The following is a 12,183-nucleotide window of genomic DNA, read 5'->3' as shown; positions in this document are numbered from 1 at the left end:
ACCTTTGTTATCTGAACGGTACCGCCGGTACCGTCTTTGTACCGGGGTCGCGGCGGCGAGCGGCGGTCGAATCGACGACGCCGGGCGGCACTCTTTTCGACGACATCGAGCGGCAGTCTTTTCGACGACGGCGTCGAGTGTCGAGCCGTGACCGAGAGACGCGACGGCTCGATGCGCCAGCGTCGAACCGGCGACGTGCCCGACGCTTCGACCGCGACGACGGTGCTCGTCGCCGGTACTGCGAGCCACGTCGGGAAGAGCACGGTCGTCGCGGGTCTCTGCCGTCGACTCGCCGATCGCGGCGTCGACGTCGCGCCGTTCAAAGCGCAGAACATGAGCAACAACGCTCGCGTCGCACTCTCACCGGACGGCGACTGGGGCGAGGTCGGCGTCAGCCAGCACGTGCAGGCTCGCGCCGCGCGCGTTCCGCCGTCGACCGACCACAATCCAGTCCTCCTCAAGCCGCGGGGGAGCGGTGAGAGCCAGCTCGTCGTCGACGGCGACCCGGTCGGGACGTACGCGGCCGGCGAGTACTACGACGAGCACTGGGGGCGCGTCCGCGACGCGGCCGCCGATGCGCACGCTCGGCTCGCGAGCGAGCACGACGTCGTCGTCGCCGAGGGTGCGGGGAGCATCGCGGAGATCAACCTCCACGACCGCGACCTCGCGAACGTCGAAACGGCGCGGTTCGCTGACGCGGCGGTCGTCGTCGTCGGCGACGTCGAACGCGGCGGGGTGTTCGCGAGCCTCTACGGGACGCTCGAACTGATGCCCGACGACGTCCGCGAGCGCGTCGTCGGCACCGTCATCTCGAAGTTCCGCGGCGACCGCTCCATCCTCGACCCGGGCGTCGACGCGCTCGAAGCCAGAACCGGCGTGCCCGTGCTCGGCGTGCTTCCCTACGACGACCCCGGGCTCCCCGAGGAGGACAGCCTCGGGCTACCCGACGAGGACCAGGCAGCCGGTCGACGCGTCGTCGGCGACGACGACGGCGTCCCCGCCGAGCGGACCGTCACGGTCGGCGTGGTCAGGCTCCCACGCATCTCGAACTTCACGGACTTCGAGCCGCTCGCGCGAACGCCCGGCGTTCGCGTCGCGTTCCTCGACCCCGAGCGGGCGGCGAACGCCGTCGCGGACGTCGACGCGCTCGTGCTTCCCGGCACGAAGAACACCGTCGACGACCTTCGCGCGCTGCGCGACGCCGACTTCGACCAGGTGCTCGACGCGTTCGACGGCCCCATCCTCGGCGTCTGCGGCGGCTACCAGCTCCTCGGCGAACGCATCACGAACGCCGCCGTCGAAGGAACCGGCGACGCAGCCGTCGTCGACGGCTTCGGCGTCCTCCCCGTCGAGACCGCGTTCTCCACCGACAAGCGCGTCGAAGCCGTCACCGTTCCCTTCCAGGGTGGCGGCTACCTCGACCCAGCGGCCGGTGCCAGCGACGACTCTCCGCCGGCCGTCGACGGCTACGAGATCCACATGGGCGAGACGACCGTCGTCGAGGACAGCGCCGTGCCCCCCGCCGACCGTGACGGGTCGCCGACCGCCGACGACCGTGCCGCGCGAGCGGGAGCCGTCGACCGCGACCGCCCGCTCGGGTCGACCAGCGTCGCGACCGACCGCGCTATCGGCACGTACCTCCACGGTCTCTTCGAGAACGAGTCGGTCAGGGAGTCGTTCGTCGACGGCGTCTACGCGCACGCCGAGCGAACGCGACCCGACGTCGAGGCTCGCGATACCGACCCGTTCGCGGCCGCGGCCGCCCTCGTCTCCGAACTCGACGGCCCGTTCGACGACGACCGCTGGCGCCCCGGCAGCTGACCGGCATCGCATAGAGACGCGTAACCATGCCCGGTCGGCTGCCACCCGACGCCCCACCTCGGTATCGTCCGGATGCAGGGCCTGCCGGGGTCACGCTGAGAGAGTCGCCGCGCCCGAGTTCTCCGTCCCACCGGCTGGGCGGCGCGACCACTCCCTACTTCAGGTACTCGTAGCCCCACTCGCGGAGGACGGCCGCGATGGCTTCCGGGTCCGCGGAGGCGACCATCGCCTCGCGGACGTCGAGCTTCTGGAGGTCCTTCTGCCGCATGTCGAGTTCGCCGGCGACCGCTTCGATGATCTCGTCCTCGCGCGTGCTGTACTCATCGCGGAGGAAGAACTGGTGGACGTTCTCCCGGTCCTCCTTGACGCGCGACCGCCGGAGCACCCACGGGATGCCGTCGGCCTCCGCCTTCGTCTGGCCGTCGTCGCGCCCGCTGTCGGTAAGGTCGGCTTTATCGCCCGTTTCGCGGCCCGCATCGCCCGTTCCGGTTCGGTCCTGGGCAGAACCGCCCCCGCCCGAGTCTGTATAGCGCTTTTCGGTTGATGAACTGGCCTCGTCGTCGGTCTCCGCCGGAACCGCCTCGTCAGCGTCCGACCCCTGGGGGTCAGCCTCCGAATCATCCCCTCCGGACGCCTCCTCGTCGAGGTCCGCGAACGGGTCGTCGCCACTTCCCTTCTTCATTCGAACTCACCCTCCACGTGCGCGGCGAGGTCACGGTACTGGTCGAGCGTGTCCTTCTCACGGTCGTACTCTCGGCGCAGCCCTTTCTCGCCCTCCTTCCAGCCCTCCTCGAGCACGCGGAACGCGGTCGCCTGCGACTCCCACATCTCCTGCATCAGACTGGAGCGCTCGCCGAACACTGCCGGCACGTCGAACGGCGACGCCTCGAGTTCGGAGAGGTGCTCCTTCTGGGTGTTCGTTCCCTTGTACGCGACCGGAACGATGCCGAGCACGCCGACGTCGATGCCGACCTCCGCCTCCAGGCCCTCGGCCAGGTCGGTGAGCCCGTCGATGGAGAGCGCGCCCTTCCCCGAGAGCTCCACGGGCAGTAGCACGGACCGCGTCGCGAAGATGGCGTTGTACAGCGCGTCACCTTCGGTCGCCTGCGGGTCACAGATGACGACGTCGTAGTCCTCGGGGACGTCGTTCTCGCGGAGCAATCGAAGCAACTGCTCGTTCCGGGGCCACTCGTAGTCGTCGTCGACGTGCATGTCCTCCTCGATCTCGGCGGCCTTCATCATGTTCTGCGTGAGGTTCGCGAGCATGTTGTGCGCGGGGAGGACGTCCACGCCGGCCTCGCCGGTGTCCGTCCGGATGAGGTCGGTGAACTCGCCTTTCGGGCGTCCGATGAGGTGGCGGACGATGTTGTCCGCGCTGCCGTCCGCGCGGTCGTCGGCGACGTCGAAGACGTAACTCAGCGAGCCCTCCTGTGGGTCGAGGTCGACGACGAGGACGCGCTGGCCGCGTTCGGCGTGCGCAGCCGCCAGGTTCGCCGCCGTCGTCGTCTTCCCCACCCCACCAGCTTCACTGTACGTCGTGTACGTGATCATCTGGACTGTACGTACTGACCCATCCGTAATAAAACACAGTCCATGTGCACAGCCAATTCACACAAGCAGCGTACACAGACAACGCAACCAACCACACCACACAGCCAACCCACGCAGTAACACTGTACAGTTACACCAGTCCGTTTGACTGAGTAATTACACTGCCCACAATTACTGCCCAAGCTAACTATACAGTTTTACTGTCCAACTGTGCTGTGCAGGGAGTTCGTCCAGTTGGCCGGGACAAGGACACCGGTCAGACAGCACGGTCGATGTGCCTGAGTGGTCCGGCCGGTCACATCCGCGGGGCAAGCTGGCTGGACACCCTGGTCGAGGCAGGAGGTCGGTGGCACTGTTCGGACAGGGGCCGGGGGATGTTCGGGTTCGCTTCCTCGGTGACCGGTATCGGGGTCGGCTTCGGTCGGCTCCCAGGAAGGGGACTCGGACCGGATGGCGAACGGGCCAGGCGAGAGATCGGGAGCCAGGTTGCACACGGGGCGAGGGTTCGATGCGACAGCGTGTGTCGGGCACCGAAGCCGGTTCCAGGGACGGATCGGTCGGGCACACGAGCGGATGGTGGCGAGAGCGAGCGCGGTGTCGAGAGAGACCCTCGGTGGTGAGTGGTTCCGGGAGGGTTCAGCTCCGTGGACTCGACGGGGTCGAAGGTCGTCGCCGACGGCCCGGTCCGGGTCTGGTATCAGGGTAGGGATGGCTGAGAGAGCACGACGCGACTCGCTCGAAGTGCGGTGTCCGCAGGTGGACGAATGCAGACCCCTGATGAACCCCATGGCGCTATATTGACTGGGTCGTGTTGGAAGTTGAGACTACAGTGGGTTTAGCGGGCCTGTGATGCGCGAATTTGACCGATTCGGTCAGCGGAAACTGCTCCAGATCACTCTCCAAGCGGCCATTCTTGTCAAACCTTCAACCATATGGGCAGATTTTTCAGACGTCCAATAGTGTAGCCACTCAGACGGCGCGCTAACCCAGACAGAGTGTCTCTCTACCCGGTTCCAGTTTCCTTCTTCAGCAGCGTCAGCGTGTTGTCCGCTGTAATCACCGGTGAGTGCTCATACTCGCCAGTCAATTCGGCTTGGACGAGGAGATCGACAGTTCGCCAGATCGAGTACAGCAGACACGCAAACGCGAAGTAGAAGAATCGCAGCCCAAAGTTCTTCGACGTTGTCGCCGCCATGAACCGTTTGATCGACCTGTACCCACTCTCGATCTCCCACCTGTAGCCGTACTCCGTGAGGTGTCCGCTCCCCCGATTCGTCATGAACACCGAATACTGCCGGTGATCGTCGTGCTCGGAGTCCTCTTTCCGTCGGTAGATCAGCGTCGTCTCGTGCCACTCGTTCTTGCCGAGGTGGAGCTTCCGGTCAGTTTCATATCGGCCTTGATCGCGCTGGAGCAATCGCTTGGCCTGGGCTTTCTCGTTGGTCTGCATCCGCTTCGGAACGACGTAGGAGTGCCCGCGCTGACTAATCATCTCCAGGACGTGCTGGCTATCGAACTCCCGGTCCATCAGTACGTTATCGACGTGAACGAGCTCTTCAGCCGAATCCAGCAAGTCCTCGACGATTTCTAGTCGTGACTCGCCTTTCCGTACCGGGCGGGCATCGAGGACGAGTGGGACAGCGTTCCCGACCAGCTGGACGGTCGCCCACTGATAGGCGTACTCGTCGGTCTGTTCTTTCGTCCCGATGATCTCGTCCTCGTGGCCGGTCCGGTCGCCGGTGAAGGGAGCAGCCTCGGTGATGTCGATAGCGACGATCCCTGCCCGGAAGAACTTCTCCGTCTCTGCGACTTCATCAATGAGTCGTCGAATCGCCTGCCGGTACATCGCTCGAATCTGCTCGATAGAGAGATCACGAATGTGGTCGCGGTGGGCGTGTCCGAGTGGTGTCCGCTCCCGCGTTGACTCGTGGACGAAACTGCGAGCACCCTCGTTTGCAGCCAGCCGCTCGCGCAGTCCGAGATACGTCTGTAGGTCCCAAAAAGCGTGCTCGTGGACCTCACAGCCCTTGCCACGATTGAGCGAGAACGCAGGGAACACGACACGGCTGACGTGCTCGGTGACTCTATCGGCGTTGTCCAGAATGGCTCGGTCGTCTGGAACCGATTCGTCCACGTCATCGCAACGAGCCGGGAGGATCTGCTCTGGTTCGCGGGGGACGGTGACGTCGGCGTTCTGCGCTTTGATGAGAATCGTTCGAGCCGCTTTCTGGACCGTCTCGCGAAGCCCATCGTTGAAGCGCGTGTGCCAACTGCGCCAGAGTGTCGATTGGTCGGGAACGGCACCCAGCCCAAGACATTCACAGAGTTCGAGATGGCTTTCGAGGTACTCGAAGAGTGCGGTCTCGTGCTCCCACCCGTGGAGTTCCTTCAGAACGAATAACCGAAATAGTGTGTCAATCTCGTAGCGAGTTGGTCCCACGTAGCGGTCGTGTACGTTGAACTGAAAATACGCTAGCGGAAGTGAGCAAACGAACTTCTCAACTGACTCGTGGTGGACGTGATCGAACCAAGCTCCTGCGACGGCGCGAATATCCGACTCTAATCCGGCAAGTGAAGCGCGGTCATACAGCGGGTTTGAAGTATAGACTGGCCACTCGATAGTCGGTTGGCGAGCGATTCGACGGAAGACAGTCCGGCGTGACTCACGCGTCACACCCACATCAGGAGATAGCTGGAGAGGCTAAAGAGTCCGTCTAATCGGTGAACGAAATCAGTCTATGAAAGCCACCTCAGACCTCTGAAAAATTGATTCGAACTCAGGTCTGGCTCTGATAGAGGAGAACTAGGATGGCAAGTCCGATGAAGAAGTCCGGGAGAAACACGAACGCGCCGATATTTGGGCGAGGGCGGAAGCCGAAGACGTTGTGTACTACGGGATTTGACGTACCCGCGTATAGGAGCAGCGCGAGGCTTAGCACAAGCAGGCTTGCTGTGTACTTGTTCGGAAGATCGCGATAAAGCTGCACGTAGATGACTGCGAGTGCCACCAGTAACACGAGGTTCAGGGTGGTAAAGAAAACCTCCATCCGAATGAGCAGTTCAACCTGGGAGGACAGCGCCCTCGACGGAGGGCCATGGGACGGAACTGATGTGAATAGTGCGACTAAGAGTGCGATACCACTCGCGGCGGTCGCACTCGCTACTGTCGTTCCAAGTGGACCCTTGATCCAGTTACGAATCATCATCAACTCCGGCCTGTTCCGCCACGTCTTCCATGATGTCGAGGTTGTTCATCATTCTGTCTGAGAGGAAGTACATCTGCCCGTAATTGTCACCCTCCGTGGTCACGATATTGCTCTCCTCGAGGACTTCGAGATGGTGCTGCACTGTTTTGTAGTTCAAACCTAGGTCATTCGACAATTGATTGGTGTTTCGTGGCTGGTCGTTGAGTGCGCGGAGGATACGAAGCCGATTTCGGCCTCCACGAGACCCACCAATGAGCCACCAGAGCAACTGCCGCATCTATCGAGTATTCATTTGGTCGGTGCAAATACATTCTGTCTCGGGCCGAACGATACTACGGCCTCAAATCAGTCACTAATCCAGGAGATAATCCGATCAGCGATTTCACCGTTATTGTCGTCTTGCATCATGAGATGTGTATTTCCGGATATCCCTTCGTCCGGAAGGCTAAGCAGCGTCGATGCGGGACTTGTCTCTCCTGCGAGCTCTGCAGTTGTCTGGGTCGCTTCCTTGCGACCAGTCTGCCCACGCTCGTCGACATAATCGCCATACACGCCCATGAACGGTGCATCACCACCCATCTCCGCCACAGTTTGCGGGTCAGTCGGCGCACCGACCGGCTCAACTGCGACGATCCGTTCAACGAGGTCCGGCGCAGCTTGTGCAACTGTGAATCCGGAACTACCGCCCGCTGAGTGAACGAGCAGCACTGCCGGACCAACACGGTTGAGAAGCGCCTCTAGGGCGGCAGTCTCTTGGGGTGGTGCGAACCGACTCCCACCGCCACCTCCGGTAGTCGACCCAGTCTGGGTTCCAGCTGCTGTCTCAGTGGAATCCGCAGGTGTGGAGTTCTGGTCGCCGCCACGTCCACCCGTCTGGCCCCCACTTTGTCTACCGCCACCTCCGCCACCAGTGCTAACGTATGCGGGGAATGACGCAACGAGTTGGTCGACCGACTCAACCTGGTATCGAACGTCCTCGTATGGGTCACCGACTTCAGGTCCGAACCCCCACGTCGGCCATGCTCGATCGATAGACCACCGAGAGAGTGACGCGGAGTCAGAGTTCTGGAGGGCAGCAGTGTCTAAGCCACCTGAATCGACGTTTCGAGGCGGGTTGAATACATACACTGGATGGCCAGCTTCGGCAAAGTACTCCACCCAGCCGCGTCGACCGTCAGGTGTCGTCCGGTAAATGTACGGTGACAATCCGAGGCCAGGCACCATTACGACGGGTGACTTGTCGGTGGCCGTATCGGGCCGTGTATATACGACTTCAGCACGTCCGTCGATGACTGTACTACTGCTTGTGTTTGCGTTGCCGACGTAGAAATTTCCGAACGTCGGAGAGTCGTCATTCTGTTGTTCGGATTGCGGAGAAGTCTCAGGAGAGGTCTGTGTATTGGTGTTCGGTCCGCTGTTGTCTGTTGTGCTATTGCACCCTGCGATAGTCGCAGCAAGTGCGACTCCAGTTGCGCGAAGAAACGCTTTCCGAGAGATGCCCGATGACATACAGATCGTACTGTCCGGGGAACTGACTTAGTCGATTGCCGAAATCGGCCACAGGTTAGGCACAAATTCATTCCAGTTCATGCAGAACGCCCGATATTGACAAATGATGTTAGATTGGGATAATACTGTATCGCCCAGAGCGTATGCATTGAGAGCGCCAGTCTCAACTACTGGGTCGTGTCGTGCGAGCACGACGGGGGCGAGCGCTGCGGGCAGGAGTTGTAGACGAACGTCAAACCGTCGTTAGGGGCGGCGATGGCGTGTTCGATGCACTCGAAGGACGCTGATCCTTCGACGAGGCGGTCGACGCCACCCGCCTGCGAGCCGAAGAACGTGCGTTCGACCGCGTCGGCGTCGACCGCGTCGTAGAGCGTCGGGAGGACCCAGCAGTCGTCGGCGTCGACGTCGGGGAGCGACGTGACGACGTCCCCGACCTTCGTCCGAGTTCGTCGTCACGGTCGGGATGTCCCCGGAACCGGTACTGCTCGTAGTAAGAAGCTCGTCCTGTGGAAGCAGCGTCCTGGAGCGCTTCGAGCGGTCACCGACGTCGCCGCGTGGGAGGCGACCGCCGACTCCTACGGGGTTCTACGGACCGTCGTCCAGGAGCCGGCCGTGAACGTCGATCTCGCCGTTCCGGATGCGAGTACTGGAGATCCGGTTTCCGTCTTCGGCGACGACGAACGGCGGGGTGTGTATCTCGAGCGGTCGTTTCCCGTCTGCGATCCGTTGCTCGTTGAGTTCGTACGCGCGGCGCTGGGACTTCGATTCCGGCGAGGCAACGAGCGCGTCGACGTCGTCCCGCGTCGCCGCGGGCCCGCCGGTGTCCTCGAGCTGGAGTATCTCGTAGGAGGCGGTGTAAGCGCCCGCGATCCGTTCCAGTTCGGCGTCGAGCGCGTCGCGTCTCGCGTCGAACGACCCGAGGAGTTCGACGTGCGAGGGGTCGCTCCGCGTTCGCTCGGCGAGCTCGGTCGAGGTGAGGCCGACGATGACGTGGCCGCCGTCGGCGCCGACGTGACTCGCGGTCTGGAAAGCTTCGTGGAGGAGCGCCCGATGCCCGTTGTGGATGGGCGTGAAGGTGCCGCCGAGAACCGTGATACGTTCGTCGCCGTTCATACCGGGTACAGGCGTTCTGTCGCCGTAGGTGTAGGGGGTCGCGTTCGCGTTCGGCTGAGCGACCGGAGTGCTCGAGGACGGCGCCTCGTGGAGCGCGGACGCGGAGAGGAACGCTACCCCGGAGCGTGGGCGGTCAGGCCGCGAGCGCGCGTTCGACGAGCGATTCGACCACGAGTGCGAGTGCGACGAACGCGGCGAACGCGCCGCCGATCCACGTCCAGTGTTCGACGGTCGGTGCGACGACGGCGAAGAACTCGCGGAGTGGCGTGTAGAGGACGGCGAGCTGGAGGGAAAGCGAGAGGACGACGGCGGCGACGAGCCAGGGGTTCGAGAGCGGGGAAAGGTCGTAGCGGGACCTGATGAGGTGGATGCGGACCATCTCGATGGTGACGAGGAGCGTGAACAGGAGCGTCTGTGCGACGACGAGGTCTCGCGTCACCTCGAGCGCGTAGAAGAACAGCGCGAGTCCGGTGATTGTCATGATGGTCCCGATGCTGGCGATCGAGAGGAGCATCCGACGGTCGATGACGGGGTCGTGCTCGCTGCGTGGGGGCCGCGCCATGATGTCGTCGGCTTTCGGGTCGGTGCCGAGGGCGAGTGCGGGGAATCCGTCGGTGACGAGGTTGATCCAGAGGAGCATGACGGGCGTGAGGACGAGCGCTTCCGTGTTCCCGGCGAACAGCGACGGGTAGAGCGCGCTGCCGACGAGGACGCCGACGAAGACGACGAGGACCTCGCCGGCGTTCGCGGACAGCAGGTAGTTCACGAACTTCCGGATGTTGTCGAAGATGCCGCGGCCCTCGGCGATGGCGTCGCGGATGGTCGCGAAGTTGTCGTCCTGGAGGATCATGTCGCTCGCTTCCTTCGTGACGTCCGTGCCGCGTTCGCCCATCGAGATGCCGACGTCGGCGTTCCGGACGCCGGGCGCGTCGTTGACGCCGTCGCCGGTCATCGCGACGCGATGCCCGTTCGCCTGGAGGGCTTCGAGGATGCGGACCTTGTGCTCGGGGGCGACGCGAGCGAACACCTCGACGCGCTCGACGGCGTCTTCGAGTTCCGCGTCGGTCATGCGCTCGACTTCGGGACCGGTAATCGCGCCCGTGGGGTCGAACCCGACCTGTTCGCCGATGGCTTTCGCGGTCTCGACGTTGTCGCCGGTGGCCATGACGACGCGGACGCCGGCGTCGCGGCAGTCGGCGACGGCCTGTGGGACCTCGTCGCGTGGCGGGTCGAGCATCCCCTGGAGGCCGAGGAACACCATGTCGGCCTCGAGTGCGTCCTCGTCGACGTCGGGGTCGGCGACGCGTTTGCGCGCGAACCCGATGACGCGGAGGGCGTCGCTCGCGAACGATTCGGTGCGTTCGAGGACGCGGTCGCGGTCGGCGTCGGTGAGGTCGCGTTCCTCGCCGTCGACGAGCACGCGGTCGCAGCGGTCGAGGACGGTGCCGGGCGCGCCCTTCATGTACGCGGTGTGGGCGTCGTCGTCACCGCCCTCGGAGCCGGTCCCCTCGACGACGACGGTCATGCGTTTGCGGTCCGAGGAGAACGGGACCTCGCGGACGCGGGTGGCGGCCCGCTCGACGCCGGCCTTGCGCGCGGAGACGAGGAGGGCGACCTCGGTCGGGTCGCCGAAGTACTCGCGGTCCTCGGTGTCGGGCGCGGGTTCGGCGTTGTTGCAGAGCGCGCCACAGCGCAGGACGGGTTCGAGCACCGCGGGGTCGACGGGTTCGTCGTCGCGACGGAATTCGCCCTCGGCTTCGAGACCCGCACCGGTGACGTCGTAGACGCCGTCGCCGAACGCGACCCGCTGCACGGTCATCTGGCTCTCGGTGAGCGTCCCGGTCTTGTCGGTGAGGATGGTGTCGATGCTCCCGAGGCTCTCGACGACGGGGAGCCGGCGGACGAGCGCGTTCCGGTCGACCATCTTCTGCGACCCGAGCGCGAGCGTGAGCGTGACGACGGCGGGAAGGCCTTCGGGGACGGCGGCGACGGCGAGCGTGACGGCGGTCAGGAGGATGCTGATGGCGTCGGTCGCCGTGAACAGGAACTGGACGAGGACGACGAGCGAGATGAGCCCGATGACGCCGACGCCGATGCGACGCCCGAGTTCGTCGACCTCGCCCTGGAAGGGCGTCTCGCCGTCGTCGGCCGCCTGCATCTGGGTCGCGATGGCTCCGACCTCGGTGTCCATGCCGGTGCCGACGACGACCGCGCGCGCCCGTCCCTTCACCGCGTTCGTGTTCATGTACACCATGTTCCGGCGTTCGGCGAGCGGCGCCTCCTCGTCGACGGGGGCCGCGTCCTTCCCGACGGTCGCGCTCTCCCCGGTCAGGGCGGCCTCGGCGGTCTCGAGGTTCGTGACGTCGACGAGTCGTGCGTCCGCCGGGACGGCGTCGCCCTGTTCGAGGACGACGACGTCGCCGGGGACGATCGCGGTGGCGTCCACCTCCCGCTTCTCGCCGTCCCGGAGAACGGTCGCCGCGGGCGCGGAGAGCTCGCGAAGTCGCTGCATGGAGCGTTCGGCGCGGTAGTCCTGCACGAACCCGAAGATGCCGTTCGCGAAGAGGATGACGAGGATGAGGGCGGCGTCGACGACGTTCGCGTCCTCGCCGGGGAGGAGCCCGACGGCGAGCGAGAGGAGCGCAGCGAGCACGAGGAGGTAGATGAGGACGTCCTGGAACTGCGAGAGGAATATCTCGAACGGAGAGACTTGGTTCTCGCCGGTGATCTCGTTCGGGCCGTACTCGTCGAGCCGGCGTTCGGCCTCCTCGCTCGACAGCCCTCCCTCGGTCGCGTCCAGTTGGTCGAGGACGTCCTCGACCGAGCGAGCGTGCCACGCCGTCGGCGCGCCCGCCTGTTCGACGGGCGTCACCGAACTCATCTGTCGACGGGCCACGCGACCGACGTTCGACTCCTCCAGACGCGTGCGAGACCGCGAGCCGGGACGGCTGCGAGCGCGTTCATGCTACTGTCCTCGAACGCC

Annotated in this window: 9 protein-coding genes; 1 reads left to right on the top strand and 8 read right to left on the bottom strand. The window is 64.4% G+C overall.

Translation table 11 applies throughout. The features are described from left to right. Positions 1-171: 171 nt before the first annotated feature. A complete protein-coding gene (locus LI336_RS10270; RefSeq protein WP_227133209.1) occupies positions 172-1,821 on the top strand; it encodes a cobyric acid synthase in 1,650 nt (549 codons plus the stop codon). Positions 1,822-1,975: 154 nt separating this feature from the next. Here LI336_RS10270 and LI336_RS10265 read toward each other — a convergent pair whose 3' ends face one another. From LI336_RS10265 to LI336_RS10230, 8 genes are all read right to left on the bottom strand, one after another. Further along, entirely contained in the window at positions 1,976-2,503 is a 528-nt protein-coding gene (locus LI336_RS10265; RefSeq protein ID WP_227133035.1) for a DUF7970 domain-containing protein, read from the bottom strand. Then, positions 2,500-3,372, bottom strand: coding sequence for a ParA family protein (locus tag LI336_RS10260; protein ID WP_227133034.1), 873 nt, complete (start codon positions 3,370-3,372; stop codon positions 2,500-2,502). The genes LI336_RS10265 and LI336_RS10260 overlap by 4 nt, the downstream gene beginning before the upstream one ends. Before the next feature lie 1,003 nt (positions 3,373-4,375). Further along, positions 4,376-6,052 (bottom strand): transposase, encoded by a 1,677-nt coding sequence (locus LI336_RS10255; RefSeq protein WP_227133033.1) that lies wholly within the window; start codon positions 6,050-6,052, stop codon positions 4,376-4,378. Positions 6,053-6,149: 97 nt separating this feature from the next. Next, the gene (locus tag LI336_RS10250) at positions 6,150-6,578 is read right to left on the bottom strand and encodes a DUF8036 family membrane protein (RefSeq protein WP_227133032.1); all 429 of its coding nucleotides are present in this window, start codon (positions 6,576-6,578) and stop codon (positions 6,150-6,152) included. Then, complete coding sequence (locus tag LI336_RS10245) at positions 6,565-6,855, bottom strand: ArsR/SmtB family transcription factor (RefSeq protein ID WP_227133031.1); 291 nt, start codon at positions 6,853-6,855, stop codon at positions 6,565-6,567. Before LI336_RS10245 ends, LI336_RS10250 begins: the two co-directional genes overlap by 14 nt. A gap of 68 nt (positions 6,856-6,923) precedes the next feature. Further along, the gene (locus LI336_RS10240; protein WP_227133030.1) at positions 6,924-7,286 is read right to left on the bottom strand and encodes an alpha/beta hydrolase family protein; all 363 of its coding nucleotides are present in this window, start codon (positions 7,284-7,286) and stop codon (positions 6,924-6,926) included. A 1,386-nt stretch (positions 7,287-8,672) separates the two neighbouring features. Next, a complete protein-coding gene (locus tag LI336_RS10235; protein ID WP_227133029.1) occupies positions 8,673-9,200 on the bottom strand; it encodes a phosphopantetheine adenylyltransferase in 528 nt (175 codons plus the stop codon). A gap of 133 nt (positions 9,201-9,333) precedes the next feature. Continuing rightward, a complete protein-coding gene (locus tag LI336_RS10230; RefSeq protein WP_227133028.1) occupies positions 9,334-12,081 on the bottom strand; it encodes a cation-translocating P-type ATPase in 2,748 nt (915 codons plus the stop codon). Positions 12,082-12,183 lie beyond the last annotated feature (102 nt).

Origin of the sequence: Halorubellus salinus, assembly GCF_020567525.1 — an archaeon.
Taxonomy (GTDB): Archaea; Halobacteriota; Halobacteria; order Halobacteriales; family Natrialbaceae; genus Halorubellus; species Halorubellus salinus.
Note: the sequence above shows the minus strand (reverse complement) of the source record. Positions and strands in the feature narration are given on the sequence as shown.